The organism is Paracoccus sanguinis, from assembly GCF_900106665.1.
GTDB classification, from domain to species: domain Bacteria; phylum Pseudomonadota; class Alphaproteobacteria; order Rhodobacterales; family Rhodobacteraceae; genus Paracoccus; species Paracoccus panacisoli.
The window spans coordinates 243661-260297 of the sequence record NZ_FNNA01000003.1 but is presented as its reverse complement, the minus strand read 5'-3'; the positions used below and the strand labels follow the sequence as shown (position 1 = coordinate 260297).

The 16637-nt window shown below is 72.5% G+C and carries 15 protein-coding genes and 2 tRNA genes; 10 read left to right on the top strand and 7 right to left on the bottom strand.

Going from position 1 to position 16637, the window contains the following annotated elements:
• Positions 1-61 precede the first annotated feature (61 nt).
• Positions 62-310 carry a DUF2312 domain-containing protein gene (locus BLW17_RS12405; RefSeq protein ID WP_036704162.1) on the top strand — a complete coding sequence of 83 codons (249 nt, stop codon included), beginning with the start codon at positions 62-64 and terminating at the stop codon, positions 308-310.
• A gap of 133 nt (positions 311-443) precedes the next feature.
• Here BLW17_RS12405 and BLW17_RS12400 read toward each other — a convergent pair whose 3' ends face one another.
• Positions 444-1316: a hypothetical protein gene (locus BLW17_RS12400; protein ID WP_036735515.1), complete on the bottom strand. Its 873-nt coding sequence runs from the start codon at positions 1314-1316 to the stop codon at positions 444-446.
• Positions 1317-1548: 232 nt separating this feature from the next.
• On the opposite strand from BLW17_RS12400, the gene BLW17_RS12395 reads away from it, so the two are divergent.
• Positions 1549-3285: an ABC transporter permease gene (locus BLW17_RS12395; protein WP_083388372.1), complete on the top strand. Its 1737-nt coding sequence runs from the start codon at positions 1549-1551 to the stop codon at positions 3283-3285.
• A 43-nt stretch (positions 3286-3328) separates the two neighbouring features.
• Positions 3329-3403, top strand: a tRNA-Thr gene (locus tag BLW17_RS12390).
• 222 nt (positions 3404-3625) lie between these two features.
• Here BLW17_RS12390 and BLW17_RS12385 read toward each other — a convergent pair.
• Positions 3626-4675: a dipeptidase gene (locus BLW17_RS12385; RefSeq protein ID WP_036736078.1), complete on the bottom strand. Its 1050-nt coding sequence runs from the start codon at positions 4673-4675 to the stop codon at positions 3626-3628.
• Positions 4676-4858: 183 nt separating this feature from the next.
• On the opposite strand from BLW17_RS12385, the gene BLW17_RS12380 reads away from it, so the two are divergent.
• From BLW17_RS12380 to BLW17_RS12370, 3 genes are all read left to right on the top strand, one after another.
• Positions 4859-5176, top strand: coding sequence for an antibiotic biosynthesis monooxygenase family protein (locus BLW17_RS12380; protein WP_036712503.1), 318 nt, complete (start codon positions 4859-4861; stop codon positions 5174-5176).
• A 130-nt stretch (positions 5177-5306) separates the two neighbouring features.
• Entirely contained in the window at positions 5307-5969 is a 663-nt protein-coding gene (parA, locus tag BLW17_RS12375) for a ParA family partition ATPase (RefSeq protein WP_052176604.1), read from the top strand.
• A 131-nt stretch (positions 5970-6100) separates the two neighbouring features.
• Positions 6101-6883: a methyltransferase domain-containing protein gene (locus BLW17_RS12370; RefSeq protein ID WP_052176603.1), complete on the top strand. Its 783-nt coding sequence runs from the start codon at positions 6101-6103 to the stop codon at positions 6881-6883.
• Positions 6884-6901: 18 nt separating this feature from the next.
• Here BLW17_RS12370 and uvrB read toward each other — a convergent pair whose 3' ends face one another.
• Both uvrB and BLW17_RS12360 read right to left on the bottom strand, forming a co-directional pair.
• Complete coding sequence (uvrB, locus tag BLW17_RS12365) at positions 6902-9094, bottom strand: excinuclease ABC subunit UvrB (protein ID WP_052176602.1); 2193 nt, start codon at positions 9092-9094, stop codon at positions 6902-6904.
• A gap of 109 nt (positions 9095-9203) precedes the next feature.
• Complete coding sequence (locus BLW17_RS12360; RefSeq protein WP_083388371.1) at positions 9204-9812, bottom strand: superoxide dismutase family protein; 609 nt, start codon at positions 9810-9812, stop codon at positions 9204-9206.
• 155 nt (positions 9813-9967) lie between these two features.
• Between BLW17_RS12360 and BLW17_RS12355 the strand changes: the two genes are divergently transcribed.
• From BLW17_RS12355 to BLW17_RS12345, 3 genes are all read left to right on the top strand, one after another.
• Positions 9968-10279 (top strand): ETC complex I subunit, encoded by a 312-nt coding sequence (locus BLW17_RS12355; RefSeq protein ID WP_036705758.1) that lies wholly within the window; start codon positions 9968-9970, stop codon positions 10277-10279.
• On the top strand, positions 10267-10758 hold the full coding sequence (locus BLW17_RS12350; RefSeq protein ID WP_231572862.1) for a GNAT family N-acetyltransferase: 492 nt from the start codon (positions 10267-10269) through the stop codon (positions 10756-10758). The genes BLW17_RS12355 and BLW17_RS12350 overlap by 13 nt, the downstream gene beginning before the upstream one ends.
• Before the next feature lie 80 nt (positions 10759-10838).
• Positions 10839-10915, top strand: a tRNA-Arg gene (locus BLW17_RS12345).
• 15 nt (positions 10916-10930) lie between these two features.
• Here BLW17_RS12345 and BLW17_RS12340 read toward each other — a convergent pair.
• On the bottom strand, positions 10931-11377 hold the full coding sequence (locus tag BLW17_RS12340; RefSeq protein WP_052176688.1) for a cupin domain-containing protein: 447 nt from the start codon (positions 11375-11377) through the stop codon (positions 10931-10933).
• Positions 11374-12240: an NAD(P)-dependent oxidoreductase gene (locus tag BLW17_RS12335; RefSeq protein ID WP_074826711.1), complete on the bottom strand. Its 867-nt coding sequence runs from the start codon at positions 12238-12240 to the stop codon at positions 11374-11376. The genes BLW17_RS12340 and BLW17_RS12335 overlap by 4 nt, the downstream gene beginning before the upstream one ends.
• Before the next feature lie 148 nt (positions 12241-12388).
• Between BLW17_RS12335 and BLW17_RS12330 the strand changes: the two genes are divergently transcribed.
• Positions 12389-15145, top strand: a complete 2757-nt coding sequence (locus BLW17_RS12330) for a penicillin acylase family protein (protein ID WP_036735600.1) — start codon at positions 12389-12391, stop codon at positions 15143-15145.
• 117 nt (positions 15146-15262) lie between these two features.
• Here the strand turns inward: BLW17_RS12330 and BLW17_RS12325 are convergent, their stop codons facing one another.
• On the bottom strand, positions 15263-16636 hold the full coding sequence (locus BLW17_RS12325) for an aminotransferase (RefSeq protein WP_036735598.1): 1374 nt from the start codon (positions 16634-16636) through the stop codon (positions 15263-15265).
• Position 16637 lies beyond the last annotated feature (1 nt).

Sequence of the window (16637 nt, the reverse complement as noted above, 5' to 3'; positions counted from 1 at the left end):
GCGCGGGGCGGCAAGACGGCCTAGGAACGGCGCCTCAACCGCCAGCCCCCGAGGAGGCCCCATGAGCGACGACCAGGCTTACGGCATCGCAGCCGGCGAGCTGCGCCAGTTCATCGAACAGTTCGAACAGCTCGACGCCGAAAAGGCCGACATCGCCGAGCGGCAGAAAGAGCTGATGGCCGAGGCCAAGGCGCGCGGCTACGACACCAAGGTGATGCGCAAGGTCATCGCGCTGCGGAAGCGCGACAAGGACGACGTGGCCGAGGAAGAGGCGATCCTCGAGATGTACAAGGCCGCGCTGGGGATGTGACGGCGGGCCGGGCGGGCGGCCGTTTGTCGGCCGCTCGACGGACGCCCGGCGACGTCCGACGGCTCGGCCTTCCGTCGCGCGCCGGACACGCCCGACCGCCGCCCCCGGCCGGTTTTCGGGATCAGCCCCAGACTCAGGGGGCGAGGAACTCCACCCCCGGCAGGGCCGCGATCATCGCCACGTCTTCCTCGTAGAGGTCGGTCATCTCGTCCACGAGGTCCTGCGTCCAGCCGGGCAGGGTGACCGTCTCCAGCACCGCCTCGGGGCGGGCGTGCCGGCCCAGCATCTCGGCAAAGATCTTGCGCCGCGCCTCGACCGTCAGCCGGCCGGCCGCCGACAGCGCATCGCGCAGCTCGGTCATGCCCTCGGGCGGCAAGAGCTCGCCCAGCACCGCAAGGCCCGATTTCAGCGGCACGTCGGCCGGCATCCGGGCGATGCGCCGCACCGCCTCGGGCCAGATCAGCGGCGTGTCCTCGTAGCACCAGACGATCACCCGGCGGCCGGGGAAGGCCGCGACGATCGCCTGCATCGCCGGGCCCCAGCGCAGGCTGCGCGGGTCCACGCCGGGCATCACCTTGTCGTAGGGCTCGCCGATCCGCTCGATCAGATGCGGGATCTGCAGCGCCGGGTTGCGGATCGCCAGCGACACCTCGACCTCGGCCGAGGGGAAGAGCGCGGCCACCGCCCGGATCCGACCGCCGGCGGCGGCGAAGAAGCCGCGGTCCGAGAGGCAGCGCGCGGGCGATCCGATCAGCGAGGCCTGGCTCAGCACCATCCGCCGCACCTGGTCGGATTCGAGCAGCGCGTCGTAGATCACCTCTTCCATCGCCGGCGGCGCCTCGCCGCCCTTGAGCGAGCTGAGCGATTCGTCGAGCACCCCCTTGTACCTGCCGGGCGGCACCACCTCGACGCCCGCACCGAGCAGCCAGTCGCGGTTCTCCATCAGCGTGCGGATCATCCGCTCGGGCTCGGTGCCGTGGGTGCCGAAGTGGATGGCGACCTGCATCTGGGGCTCCTCGGGCGGGCTGCCCCAAGCGGGACGGGCGTGGCGGATGGGGCAGGCGGGCGGTTCGCGCGCCGCTGCGGGCCGCAACTTAGCGGCGCGGCGTGGACAGTCAAACCGCTTTGCGATAGCCGGGGCCGTCCCTTCGGCGTCGCGGGCCGGTCCCGTTGACGTCCCCGCGACGTTCCCCCAAGGCGCCCGACCCGGTCGCCGTCCTCGACAGGGTGAGCCCACGATGCCCGCAGCCGCTGCCCCCCCGCGTCCGCCCGCGCCCGTCCCCCCGCCGGGGCCCGCCCCCGCACCCGCACCCGCCGCCCGCCGCGCGGTGCAGGAGCTGCGGCACGGCGCCGGGATCGGCTGGTCGCTCGGAGCGCTGGCCATCGCCGCCCTCGTGCTGGCGCCGGTCGTGGCGGTCGCGGTCATGGCGCTGAACCCGACCGACAACATCTGGCCGCACCTGATCGCCACCACCCTGCCGCGCTACCTGACCAACACGCTGATCCTTGCGCTCGGGACCGGGCTGATGGCGGCGGCGACGGGGGCCGGGGCGGCCTGGCTCGTCACCATGTTCCAGTTCCCCGGCCGCCGCGCGCTCGAGTGGATGCTGCTCATGCCGCTGGCCGTGCCGGCCTATATCGGCGCCTATGCGCTCGCGGATTTCCTCGACTATTCCGGCCCGGTGCAGACGGCGCTGCGCGAGGCGATGGGCTATGCCTCGGCCCGCGACTACTGGTTCCCGCGCATCCGCTCGATCGAGGCGGCGATGGTGGTGCTGGCCGCCTCGCTCTACCCCTATGTCTACCTGCTGGCCCGCGCCGCGTGGCTCGAGCAATCCGCCTCGGCCTACGAGGCCGCGCGCGCGCTTGGCACCGGCGGCTGGGGGCTGTTCCGCCGGGTGGGCCTGCCGCTGGCGCGGCCCGCCATCGTCGCGGGCGCCGCGATCGCGATGATGGAGTCGGTCGCGGACTACGGCGTGGTCAGCTATTTCGGCGTCCAGACGCTCAACACCGGCATCTTCACCACCTGGCTCGAGGGCCAGAACGCCGGCGGGGCGGCGCAGATCGCGCTGGTGATCCTGGGGCTCGTCGCGCTGATCATGCTGCTCGAGCGGGCGGGGCGGCGGCGGGCGCGCTATCACCAGAGCGCCCGCCATCCCCGTCCGGTGATCCGCACGCGCCTCACGGGCCTCGCGGGGGCGGCGGCGACGCTTGCCTGCCTCGCGCCGTTCCTCGTCGGATTCGTGCTGCCGGTGGCGGTGATCGGGCATTACGCCATCGCCTATCCGCAGGGCTGGTTCGGGCCGGGGCTGGCCAAGGCGCTCAGCCACACGCTGACGCTGGGCGGCGGGGCGGCGGTGGTCACGGTGCTGGCGGCGATGTTCATGGTCTACGGGGTGCGGCTGTCGGGGCTGCGCCTGCCGCGGCTGCTTCTGCCGGTCACGACCATCGGCTACGCCGCCCCCGGCGCGGTGCTGGCGGTGGGCATCCTCTTTCCGCTCGCAGCGCTCGACCACCGGGTCGCCGATGCGATCGAGGCGCTGACCGGGCGGGACCCCGGGCTGCTGCTGACCGGGACCGGGTTCGCCATCATCGTGGCCTATGTCGTGCGGTTCTTCGCGCTCGGGCAGGGGGCGCTCGACGCGGCCTTCACCCGGGTGCCGCCGTCGCTGCCGATGGCGGCGCGCTCCCTCGGGCGCGACGCGGGCGGCGTGCTGCGCGATCTCTACGTGCCGCTGATGCGCGGCTCGGTCGCCTCGGCGCTGCTGGTGGTGTTCGTGGACTGCACCAAGGAGCTGCCGGCGACGCTTCTGTTGCGGCCCTTCAACTACGAGACCCTCGCCACGCGGGTGCATGAAAAGGCGAGCCTCGAGGATCTGGGCAACGCCGCCCCCGCCGCGCTTCTGGTGATGGCGGTGGGGCTGGTGGCGGTGGCGCTGCTGGCCCGCACCAACCTCGGCCGGGGGCGCGGCTGACCGCGCTTGCGCCGCGGCCCCGCTGGTCCTATCTCGGGGCGGCGCCGGCTTAGCTCAGTGGTAGAGCGTCTGATTTGTAATCAGGGGGTCGGGGGTTCAAATCCCTCAGCCGGCACCAAGCGCGCCCCACCCGGTCTGTGCTGTCCTGCGCCGTCCTGTCCCGCGCCCGTACTGTCCTGCGCCGTCCATCCCGCGCTGGCCATCCAGCCCCGCCCCGCTCGACCGGCCGCGCCGCGGCGCCGGGTCATGCCTCCGGCGGGGATATTTTCATCAAGGAGAATGACGCGGGGGCGAGCAAGCTTGGGGCCCGCAAGAGAGGCGGCGCGGGATGGGGGAGGTCTCAGCCGCCCCAGGTCCGCTCCAGCACATCGACCCAGTTGCGCCAGGCGATGCGCTCGGTCAGGGCGCGGCCGTAGCCATGCGCCTCCATCGCCGCGACCAGCCCGGGCAGCGCCGCCGCGTCGCCGAGGTCGGCGGGCATCACCGCCCCGTCGAAGTCAGATCCCAGCGCCACGCCCCCCTCGCCGAGGATCCCGAGCAGGTGGTCGAGGTGGCGCAGCAGCAGGTCGAACCCCGCGAAGCGCTCGCGCCGGCCGTCGGGGCGCAGGAAGCCGGTGTTGTAGTTCAGCCCCACCACCCCGCCGCTGTCGGCGATCTGGCGGAGCTGGCGGTCGGTCAGGTTGCGCGAGCTGGCCGAGATCGCGTGCACGCCCGAGTGGGTTGCGACCAGCGGCGCATCCGACAGCGCCGCCACGTCGTCGCAGCCCTTCTCGTTCAGATGCGACAGGTCGATCATGATCTTGAGCGCGTTGCACTCGCGCACCAGCGCCTTGCCGGCCGCCGTCAGCCCGTCGCCGCGGTCGGGCGACGAGGGGAAGGCGAAGGGCACGCCGGTCGCATAATCGGTCGGCCGCGACCAGACGAAGCCCAGCGAGCGCATCCCCAGCCCGTGCCACAGATGCAGCGCGTCGAGGCTCGGGATCGCCTCGGCGCCCTCCATGTGCAGGATCGCCGCGATCCGCCCGGCGTCCATCGCCGCGCGGATGTCGGCTGCGCTGCGGCAGACCGACAGCGTCCCGGTCCGCTCGAGCGCGAACAGCGCTGCGGCCTGGGCGAAGGCCTGCGGCAGTGCGGTGGCGGCGGGGACGGGGTCGGGCAGAGGCAGGTCGAAGGGCGGATTCTCCTTCGCCTTCAGCAGCGCCTCGATGTCGCCGGTCCCCGGGTCGGGGATCCACATGGCGAAGAACCCGCCCGCCATGCCGCCGCGCCTGAGCCGCGGCAGGTCCATGTGGCCGGTCCCGTCGCCGTTCAGCCACAGCGCCGGGCCGTCCGGCCCCGCGGCCACGGCGCGTTGCAGATAGTCGTTGTGGCCGTCGAACACCGGGATCATGGGCCTCTCCTCGGGCAGGTCAGGGCTGGGCGGTCGAGGTGTTTCACCCCGCGCCGGGCGATGCAAGGCCGCGCGCACCGGCCCGGGACCCGGCCCCGCGGGGTGGCGCGAGGGGGTGGCCCGGTGCCGGCACCCGTGGCAGACTGAGGCCCAGGACAGCCTTAGGCGAAAAAGGAGCCCGCGATGCCCCAGATCAGCACCGACGCCGTCGGCCAGACGGTGATCTGCACCTTCGACGTGACCCCGGGCACGGCGCAGGACGTGCTCGACGCGCTGAACGACGCCTATGCCGCGGTGATCTCGCGCCAGGCCGGGTTCATCGCCGCCGCGGTGCATCTGAACGACGCCCAGACCCGGATCGCCACCTATTCGCAGTGGTCCGACCGCAAGGACTACCAAGCGATGCTGCGCACCCCAGAGATGCGCGAGCGCAACCGCGTCATCCACACCATGTGCCGCAGCTTCGAGCCGGTGATGTACGAGGTTGCCTCGGTCTATTGACCGCTGCCGACCCGGCGGGCAGCGCGCGGCCGCAGCGCCCGGGCCGACGGCGCGCGGGGCCGCGCAGCCTTGCCCTTCCCGGCCGCCCGTGCGACGTCCTTTCCAAGGCAGTACGGCCAGGGGAAGCCAGATGACCGGACGCATCATCACCGTCGCCCAGCAGAAGGGCGGGTCCGGCAAGACCACGCTCACCGTCAACCTCGCCATCGTGCTGCGCCGCCAGGGTCTGCGCGTGGCGGTGCTCGACACCGACCCGCAGGGCAGCCTCGGGCGCTGGTTCATCGAGCGGCTGGACCGGGTGGGCGAGGACGAGGGGCTCGAGTTCACGACCTCGTCGGCCTGGGGGGCGAGCTACGAGGGCGAGAAACTCAAGCGCCGCTTCGACGTGGTGCTGATCGACACGCCCCCGAAGATCGAGAGCGACCTGCGCCCGGCGCTGCGGATCGCGGACCTGATCGTGGTCCCGGTCGCGTCGAGCCAGGTGGATTTGTGGGCGACCGAAGGGGTGCTGGACCTTGCCCAACGCGAGAAGCGGCCGGTGCTGATCGTGCTGAACCGGGTGCGCCCCAACACCCGCCTTGGGGCCGAGGTCGCCGCGGGGGCCGCGGCGCTCGGCGTCGATGTGGCCGAGACGACGGTGGCCAACCGCGTCGCCTATGCCGAGACGCTGGGGCAGGGCAGCGCGGTGGCCGAGGGCCCGAAGGGCCCGGCCCGCGACGAGATCGCGGCGCTCGCCGATGAGGTCATGTCCCACGCCGGCGGCGCCGGGGCGCGGACGTTGCGGGCGGGCTGAGCCGCCGGGCTGCGAAATCTGCACTGGCGTCGGGTGCCACAGGCCGCGCTGACCTCTCGACTCTCGCCGCGGGCCGGGCCACACAAATCCCTCATGGCCGCACCGGCCGGGGATGAGCGCGAGCGCAGCAGATGACCGAGACCACCATCGACCCAGACACCACGCCCGCCGCGGCACAGGATCCCGCACCGCACCGGGCCGATTTCAGCGACATCGCCGGGGCGACCGCCATCCCGTCGCTCGACGCGCCGCTCGACGACGAGGCGCTGCGGGCGCAGGTCACCGCGCTCGGGCCCTGGTTTCACAACATCCGCCTGTCCCCCGGTGTCGAGACCCGCGCCATCGCCCCGAGCGTCGGCCCGCAGCCGGCCGATCACCCGCTGCGCCGCTGGCACGTCTATGAGGACGTGCTGCCCGCCGACATGACCGGGATGCGGGTGCTGGACCTCGGCTCGGCCGACGGGTTCTTCGCCATTGAGATGGCGCGCCGCGGCGCCCATGTGCTCGCCCAGGACTTCTGGGGCGCGATGATCAAGCGCCTGCGCTTCGCCGCCCAGGCGACGGGCACGCAGGACCGGATCTGGACCCGGGTGGGCGACGTCAACGCCATCGCCGAGGGCGAGCGCTACGACGCGATCCTCTGCCTCGGGCTGCTCTACCACCTGCGCCACCCGTTCCACGATCTGGAACGGATCGCCAGGGCCTCGGACCTGCTGTGGCTCGAGACGACGCTGCACGACGGCGAGGGCAGCTTCATCCACTTCAAGCCGCCGGCCGAGGGGGTGCACCACATCCGCAAGTGGTTCCCGACGCGGGCCTGCGTCCGCGACATGCTGGACGAGTGCAAGTTCACCACCATCGAGGACATTCCCGACCCGACGCCCGGGCGCGGCTCGTTCCTCGCCCGGCGCTGAGGCGACCGCCGCGGCGCCTCAGCCCCGCCGCTTGCTGCGCTTGTTGCCGCCGCGCTGGCCCGCCCGGCCGGCGGTCGAGCGCCCCGACGCCGCCACCGCCGCCTCGGCGGCCTCCTCGACCGCCTGTTGGCGGGCGAGCGGGTCGTCGGCGATGGTCAGCTCGACCGCTTCCAGCCGCTTGACCTCATCCCTCAGCCGCGCGGCCTCCTCGAACTCGAGGTTCTCGGCGGCCTTGCGCATCTGCACCCGCAGCGCGTCGAGATGGGCGGCGAGGTTGCCGCCGACCAGGGGCTTCTCGACCTTGGTCGTGATCCGCGCCTGATCGGTGTCGCCCTGCCAGAGACCCGCGAGCACATCCTCGACGTTCTTGCGGACGGTCTGCGGGGTGATGCCGTGTTCCTCGTTATAGGCCATCTGCTTGGCGCGCCGCCGCTCGGTCTCGGCCATGGCGCGTTCCATGCTGCCGGTGATGTGGTCGGCATAGAGGATCACCCGCCCGTCCACGTTCCGCGCCGCCCGGCCGATCGTCTGGATCAGCGAGGTTTCCGAGCGCAGGAACCCCTCCTTGTCGGCGTCGAGGATCGCCACCAGCCCGCATTCGGGGATGTCGAGCCCCTCGCGCAGCAGGTTGATCCCGACCAGCACGTCATAGGCGCCGAGGCGCAGGTCGCGCAGGATCTCGATCCGCTCGATCGTGTCGATGTCGCTGTGCATGTAACGCACGCGGATGCCCTGCTCGTGCAGGTACTCGGTCAGGTCCTCGGCCATGCGCTTGGTCAGCGTCGTGACCAGGGTCCGATAGCCCTGCGCGCTGACCTTGCGCACCTCGTCCAGCAAATCGTCCACCTGGGTTTCCACCGGCCGGATCTCGATCACCGGGTCCAGCAGGCCGGTCGGGCGGATCACCTGCTCGGTGAAGACGCCGCCGGTCTGGTCCAGCTCCCAATCCGCGGGGGTGGCCGAGACGAATACCGACTGCGGCCGCATCGCGTCCCATTCCTCGAACTTGAGCGGGCGGTTGTCCATGCAGGACGGCAGGCGGAAGCCGTGCTCGGCCAGCGTGAACTTGCGCCGGAAGTCGCCGCGATACATGCCGCCGATCTGCGGCACGCTGACGTGGGATTCGTCGGCGAAGACGATGGCGTTGTCGGGGATGAACTCGAACAGCGTCGGCGGCGGCTCGCCCGGCGCGCGGCCGGTCAGATAGCGCGAGTAGTTCTCGATCCCGTTGCAGACGCCCGTCGCCTCGAGCATCTCGAGGTCGAAGTTGGTGCGCTGTTCCAGCCGCTGCGCCTCGAGCAGCTTGCCCTCGTCGGTGAGCTGTTTCAGCCGGTTCTCAAGTTCGATGCGTATCCCCTTGATCGCCTGCTGCAATGTCGGCCGCGGGGTGACGTAGTGGCTGTTGGCGTAGATGCGGATCTGCTTGTACTCGGCCTCTTTCGCGCCGGTCAGCGGGTCGAATTCGGTGATGCTCTCGAGCTCGTTGCCGAAGAAGGAAAACCGCCAGGCGCGGTCCTCGAGGTGGGCGGGCCACACCTCGACCAGATCGCCGCGGACGCGGAAGGCGCCGCGCTGGAAGGCGGTGTCGAGGCGCTTGTACTGCTGCGCCACCAGCTCGCCGATGAACTGGCGCTGGTCGTAGCTCTGCCCCACGACCATATCCTGGGTCATGGCCGAGTAGGTCTCGACCGAGCCGATGCCGTAGATGCAGCTCACCGAGGCCACGATGATCACGTCGTCCCGCTCCAAGAGCGCGCGGGTGGCCGAGTGGCGCATCCGGTCGATGGCCTCGTTGATCTGCGATTCCTTCTCGATGTAGGTGTCCGAGCGCGGGACGTAGGCCTCGGGCTGGTAGTAGTCGTAGTAGCTGACGAAGTACTCGACCGCGTTCTCGGGGAAGAAGCCCTTGAACTCGCCGTAAAGTTGGGCGGCCAATGTCTTGTTCGGGGCGAGGATGATCGCCGGGCGCTGGGTTTCCTCGATCACCTTGGCCATGGTGAAGGTCTTGCCGGTGCCGGTCGCGCCCAGCAGCACCTGATCGCGCTCACCCGCGCGCACGCCCGCGGTCAGCTCGACGATGGCGGTCGGCTGGTCGCCCGCGGGCTGGAACTCGCTGTGCATGACGAAGCGGCGCCCGCCCTCGAGCTTCTCGCGCGGCTTCGACGGGGTCAGAAGCAGCGGCATCGGGGCGTTGGTGTTGTTGTGAGCCATGACGGGACCTTGCGGGGGAACGCCCAGAAGGGTGGGGGTCGCGACGGGTGTTTGCAAGCCGAAGGGCCGCCCCATGACGGGACGGCCCTCAGGCGCGCGGGCGCCTCGGTCAGTTGGTGCCGGCCGTCGCCTCGAACACGCCGCAGGCGATGCGGTCGCCGGCATTGCCGGCCGGCTGCGAGACGTAGTCGTCGGCGTCCGCGTGCACGATGAAGCTGCCGCCGTCGGCGTCCATCACGTCGGCGAGCTTCACGCCTTCGAGGAAGAACTCCTGATTGATCGGCCCGCCGCCGGCCGAATCGATGTTGGGCAGGTCGCCCGCGTGCATCCCCTCGGGGTGCAGCGCGCCGTGCTGCTTGCCCCCGGCGAGGTGCCCGCCGGCCGACTTGAAGTCCGGCCCTTCGCATTTGCCGGTCTCATGGATGTGGATCGCATGCGGGCCATCCGGCAGCTTGGCGAGGTGCAGGATGACATGCAGCGACCCCGAGGGCGTGTCGGAGAGCGTTACGCTGCCCATCTCGGCCCCGTCCACGCCCTTGAGCGTGGCGGCGGCCTGCTGGGTCGCGGCGGCCGCTTCGGTCGTCGCGGCCGGGGCCGCGGGCGCTTGGGCATGGGCAAACACTGGGACGAGCGCGAGCGCGGCGCCGAGCATCAGCGCGCCAAGCATCCGCGGGGCGGGGAGGGTCTCGGCGCGGGTCGCGGCATGGGGGCGGGTCATGGGCGTATCCTCTCGATGACGGTGGCAGGGCTCAACGCGAGGACGCCGCCCGCGTTCCCGCCGCCCGACCGCGCGCCCCGATCCGCCCGCTTGATCCCGGCGCGCGGCTGCGGCACAAGACGGACGCAAGCCTGTAGCCCGAAGGGTCGTTTCCCATGCGCGTCCGCATCTTCCAGCCTGCCCGCAACGCGATGCAGTCGGGCACCGCCCGCACCCGCGGCTGGGTGCTGGAGTTTCCGCAGGACGCCCCCCGGGCGATCGACCCGCTGATGGGCTGGACGTCGAGCGGCGACACCCAGTCGCAGGTCCGCCTGCGCTTCGCCACCCGCGCCGAGGCCGAGGCCTACGCCAAGGCCAACGACCTGGACTACGTGGTGGTCGAGCCGAACAAGCGCGCCCCGAACGTCCGCCCGCGTGGCTACGGCGAGAACTTCGCCACCGACCGGCGGGCACCGTGGACCCACTGACCTCTGCCGCGGCCGACGACCGCCTGACGGTCGGGCGCGAGGATCCGCTGACCCCCGACCTCGGGCTGCTCTTCGAGCGCCATCACGCCTTCTGCCACGCCGACACGCCGCCCGAGTCGATCCACATGATGGACCGCGCCGGGCTCGCGGCCGAGGGCGTGGCGCTGTTCGTGCTGCGCGACGCCGGGCAGCCGCTGGCGATGGGGGCGATCAAGCGGATCGGCGCAGGGCACGGCGAGATCAAGTCGATGCACGTCCTCGACGAGGCGCGCGGCCGCGGCCTCGCCGCGCTGATGGTCACGCATCTGGTCGAGGCCGGGCGGGAAATGGGACTCGCGCGCCTGTCGCTCGAGACCGGCGCGCAGCCGAGCTTTGCGCCCGCCCGCGCGCTCTACGCCCGCGCCGGGTTCGCTGAGTGCCCGCCCTTCGGGGATTATCGCCCCGATCCGATGAGCGTCTTCATGACGCGGGCGATCTGACCGCGCGGCCCGGGGCCGCTGGTCGCCCCGGCCTGTCCCTTGCACGCGCGCGGCATTTGCCGCAGAGAAAACGGCAGCGCGGGCCCGTAGCTCAACTGGATAGAGCAGCCGACTTCTAATCGGCAGGTTGAGGGTTCGAGCCCTTCCGGGCCCGCCATTCGCCCTCCACCCTTCAGCCGCGCGAGACGGGTGCGGCATCCGCCGCAAACCCGGCGCCTGCGCCCAGAACCGGATCGCGCACGGGCCGGTGCAGCGCGACCTCCGCATCGCCCGCGCCGTCCCGCAGATCGGGCGACACCCCGCCCGGATAGGCGCCCACCACCGCGAAATCCGCGCTCGAGCGCAGGTTGCAATGGGCCAGCCCGGCCGGGATCACCACCACGTCGCCGGCGGCGATGTCGTGGACCTCGCCCGCGGGGCCGCCGAGTTGCAGCCGGGCGGTGCCCGCGTAGCAGCCCAGCACCTCGTGCGTCGTCGCGTGGTAGTGGTGGCGCGCATAGACGCCATCGCGCCAAGCGCCGGTCCAGCCGTTGGCGCCAAAGCGGCGCTCGAACCAGGCGGGGTCGGCCGGGCCCGCGGCGCGGTGGATCAGCGGTCGCTGATGGGCGGGGATCGTCACCGCCTCAGCCGCGCGATCAGCGATGAGGTGTCCCAGCGCCCGCCGCCCATCGCCTGCACCTCCTTGTAGAACTGGTCCACCAGCGCCGTGACCGGCAGGCTGGCCCCGGTCTCGTCCGCGGTGTCGAGGCAGATGCCCAGGTCCTTGCGCATCCAGTCAACCGCGAAGCCGAAGTCAAAGGCCCCCTCGGCCATCGCCTTGTGGCGGTTCACCATCTGCCAGCTGCCGGCGGCGCCCTGGCTGATCACCTCGACCACCTCGGGGATCGAGAGCCCGGCTCGCTCGGCGAAGTTCAGCGATTCGGCGAGGCCCTGTACCAGCCCCGCGATGGCGATCTGGTTGGCCATCTTGGTCAGCTGCCCCGCGCCGCTGTCGCCCATCCGCCGGCAGATCCGGGCATAAGCGGCGATCACCGGCTCGGCCCGCGCGTAATGCTCGGGCGTGCCGCCGCACATGATCGAAAGCTGGCCGGTCTCGGCCCCCGCCTGCCCGCCCGAGACGGGGGCATCGACGAAGCCCAGCCCCGCGGCGCGCGCGGCCTCGGCCAGTTCGCGCGTGACCTTGGCCGAGACGGTGGTGTGATCGACGAAGAGCGCCCCCGCGGCCATGCCCGCAAAGGCGCCCTCGGGGCCGAGGCAGACCGCTCGCAGGTCGTCGTCGTTGCCGACACAAGCCATGACCACCTCGGCGCCCTCGGCCGCCGCGCGCGGGGTGGGGGCGGTGCGGCCGGTGTGGCGGGCGGCCCAGTCGGCGGCGCGGGCGGGGGTGCGGTTGTAGACCGTGACCTCGTGCCCCGCCGCCGCCAGATGCCCGGCCATCGGGAACACCATCACCCCAAGCCCCAGAAATGCCACCCGTGCCATGCCGTCCCCCCGATTGCCCGTCTGCGCGCCGCCCGCCCCTCGCGCGTTGAAAACCCGCGCCGGCTGGCCTATCAGCAAGGCCACATTCCATCGCCCCCGCGGGACGGTCAACCGGCCTGCCGACGCTTCCAAGGACCAGCCCCCCACCATGCTGACGCTGTTTCGCTGGCTCGTCCGGCTGACGATCGGGCTGATCCTCGGGCTTGTCGCGGCCGTGGCGCTGGTCTGGTATTTCGCCGTCCGCTCGCTGCCGGGCTATGACGAGAGCTTCGACCTCGCCGGGATCGAGCAGCCGGTCGAGATCGTGCGCACCACCGAAGGGGTGCCGCATATCCTCGCCCAGACCGACCACGACGCGTTCTTCGCGCTCGGGCTCGCCCATGCGCAGGACCGGCTGTTCCAGATGGTCGTGCTGCGCCGCGCCGCGCAGGGGCGGCTGGCCGAGCTGTTCGGCGCCCGCGCCTATGCCGGCGACGACCTCGCCCGCCGGCTCGGGCTGTGGCGCACGGCGCAGGCCTCGCTCGCCGCGCAGGATGAGACGACGCAGGCGGCGCTTGCGGCCTATGCCGACGGGGTCAACGCCTGGGTCGAGCAGGTCAACAGCGGCGCCCGCGGCCGCGGCGCGCCCGAGTTCTTCCTGCTGCCCGGTGACATCACCTATTGGCAGCCGGCGGATTCGCTCGCCATCCTCAAGCTGATCGCGGCCGGCGCCACCACGCAGGCGGTGGCCGAAATCGAGCGGGCGCAGGTGTCGCTCGCCGTCCCCGAGCGCGCCGCGGACCTCGTCGGCGCAGCGGGTGAGCCGCCGTTGCCCGCCTATGCCGCGCTCTTCGGCGAGGGCGCGCTGTTCCAGCCGCTGGCCCCCGGCGGGGCCGAGGGGGCGCGGGGCGACGCCGCGCGCCCGGCGGGTCCGGGCGATGCCGCGGCCGCCTGGGCCGCGCGGTTGCTGGGCTATGTGCCGCTGTTCGAGGGCACCTCGGCCAACGCCTTCGCCGCCGTGGCCGAGCGCACCGCGGCGGGCGCCCCGATCCTCGCCAACGACCCCCATGTGGCGCTGACGGCACCGTCGCTGTGGTACCTCGCCCGGATGGACCTGCGCGCGGGCAGCGTGATCGGTGGCACCATCCCGGGCATCCCGGCGGTGCTCTCGGGCCGCAACCCGACGCTCGCCTGGGGGCTGACCCCGGCGGCGATCGACGACCAGGACCTGGTGATGGAGGAGGTGCAGCCCGGCGCCCCCGACCGCTATCTCGGTCCCGGCGGCTGGCGCGACTTCGTCACCACGCACGAGATCATCCGGGTGCGCGACGCCGAGCCGCGCCGCATCACGCTGCGCGAATCGCTGGCCGGGCCAGTGATCCCGCCGGCGCATCTGGGGCTCGCTTCGGTCACGCCCGCGGGCTTCGTCCCGGCGCTGCGCTGGACGGGGCTTGCCACCGACGACGGGACGATGAGCGCGCTCGTGGCGCTGATGGCCGCCCCGGACCGTGCCGCCGCCCGCCGCGCGGTCGAGGCGGTGGTGGCCCCCGCGGTCGAGGTCACGCTGGCCGACAAGGCCGGGGTGGCGCAGGTGCTGGCCGGGGCGATCCCGATCCGCGGCGATCACCCGACCGGCGGGCGGATGCCGGCCCCGGGCAGCGATCCCCGCACGACGTGGCAGGGGCTGGTGCCCCCGGGTGACCCGCGACGCGAGACGCAGCCCGCGCAGGGGCTTGTGGCCGCGACCGGGGGGGAAATCCCCGGCAGCGCCGTGGCCGCGGGCGCGGCTGCACCGGGTGCGGCGGCGCCCGGTGGGAGTGCGACGGCTGTGCCCATCGGCGCAATCGGCGCACCGGGCGCGGGCACGGCCACCGGCGGCGCCGCGATGGCCGCTGCACCGGCCACCGCGGCTGGCGGGGCCGCCCCCGCACCCGCAACACCGAACACTGCCCAGCCTGCACCCGCGCAACCCGCCGCGCCGGCGGCGGCCGCTCCCGCGTTGGCCCCGGCCACCGGCCCGCTCGCGCTCGGCTTCGACCGCGACGACCCGCTGCGCCTCGCGCGCCTGCGCCGCCTGCTCGCGGCGCGCGAGATCCACTCGCGCGACAGCTTCATCGATGCCCAGCTCGACACCGTGAGCCCGGCGGCCCGCGCGCTGCTGCCGCTGGTCGGCGCCGACCTGTGGTTCACCGGAGAGCCCGCGGCCCCCGGCACGCCCGAACGCCAGCGGCAGGACGCGCTTGGCCTGCTTGCCGAGTGGGACGGCAACATGGGCGAGCACCTGCCCGAGCCGCTGATCTACGCCGCCTGGATGGCTGCGCTGCAGGACCGGCTGGTGCATGACGAGCTGGGGGCGCTCGCCCCCGTGGTCGCGGGGCGGCTACGACCGGCGTTTATCGACCGGGTGTTCCGCAACACCGGCGGCGCGGCGGTGTGGTGCGACGTGGTGCAGTCGGCGCCGGTCGAGGATTGCGCGACCATCGCCCGCCGGGCGCTCGACGCGGCGCTGGTCGATCTGACCGCCCGCTTCGGCCCCGACGTGACGAGCTGGCGCTGGGGCGACGTCCACGCCGCGCGCCACCTGCACCCGGCGCTCGGCCGTATGCCGGGGGTGGCCTGGGTGGTTAACCTCGTGCAGTCGATCTCGGGCGACGGCTCGAGCCTCGCGCGCGCCGGCACGCTGGGCGAGGGGGCCGACCCGTGGCAGGCGGTCACCGGGGCGGGGTTCCGCGGCGTCTATGACCTCGCCGACCCGGACAGCTCAGTCTTCGTGATCTCGACCGGGCAGTCCGGGCACCCGCTCTCGCGCCACTACGACGACCTCGCCGAACGCTGGCGGCGGGGGGAGTACATCGCCATGTCGCTTGACCCCACGCTGGCGCGGGCGGGGGCGTCGGGGGTGACTTGGCTGAGGCCGGCGCAGTAGCGCCGGTCCCTGCGACGCGCCGGAGTACGTTCTCAAGCCTGCGCTCACCGGCTTTCGTCTGGCGAGCCGCCTCTCAACTGACCCCAATCCCCGCAGCGCGGTCCCGCCGTAAAGACGCTAAGCCCCGAGGATTTCGCCGATCGCCTCGGCCGTCACCGCGACGATGCGGTCGGCCTCGGCCTCGGTCAGACACAGCGGAGGCGCGAGGCCGATGATGTCGCCCTGCGGCATCGCCCGGGCGATCACCCCGCGGCGCAGCATGGCGGCGACGACCTTGGCGCCGATGCCCTCGTCGGCGGCGAAGAAGGTGCGCGGGTCGCGGTCGCGGACCAGCTCGACCGCGCAGAGCATCCCCTCGCCCCGCACCTCGCCGACATGGGGGTGGTCGCCGACCGCGGCGCGCATCGCGGCGGTGAGATGTCCGCCGACCCGGGCGGCGTTCCCGACCAGCCCCAGCTCGTCGATCAGCCGCAGGTTGGCCACGCCCGCCGCGGCGCCGATGGGGTGGGCCGAGTAGGTCCAGCCGTGGCCGAACACCCCGTTCTCGTCCGTGCCCTGCATCAGCACGTCCCAGACCCGCTGACCCACGATGCTGGCCGAGAGCGGCGCATAGGCCGAGGTCAGCCCCTTGGCGCAGGTGATCAGGTCGGGGCGCAGCCCGTAGTGGTCCGACCCGAACATCGTCCCGAGCCGCCCGAAGCCCGTCACCACCTCGTCTGCGATCAGCAGGATGTCGTGGCGGGCGAGCACCGTCTGGATCGCGTCCCAATACCCCGCCGGCGGCGGCACGATCCCCCCGGTCCCGAGCACCGGCTCGCCGATGAAGGCGGCGATGGTCTCGGCCCCCTCGCGGGCGATCAGCGCCTCGAGCGCCGCGGCGCAATGGGCGGTGAACTCGGCCTCGGTCAGGCCCGTGTCGGCACGGCGGTAGTAATAGGGCGCCTCGGTGTGGATCACCTGCCCGAGCGGCAGGTCGAACTTGTGGTGGAACAGCTCGAGCCCCGTCAGGCTGCCGGTCATCAGCCCCGAGCCGTGATAGCCGCGCCAGCGCGAGATGATCTTCTTCTTCTCGGGCCGGCCGAGGATGTTGTTGTAGTACCAGACGAGCTTGATGTTGGTCTCGTTCGCGTCCGACCCCGAGAGGCCGAAATAGACCCGCGCCATGCCGGCGGGCGCGCGGTCCATCACCATCCGCGCCAGCGTGATCGCCGCCTCGGACCCGTGCCCGGCGTAGGCGTGGTAATAGGCCAGCTCGCGGGCCTGCGCGGCGATCGCCTCGGCAATCTCGGGGCGGCCATAGCCCACGTTGACGCAATAGAGCCCCGCGAACCCGTCGAGCAGCCGGTTGCCGTCGCGGTCGACGATGGTGCTGCCCTCTCCGGTGCGGATGATCCGCTGCGCCGCCTCGCCACGGGCGAACTGGCCCAGATGCGTCGAGGGGTGCATGAACGCCTCGCGGTCCCACTGGGCCAGCTCGTCATTCGTCAGCATG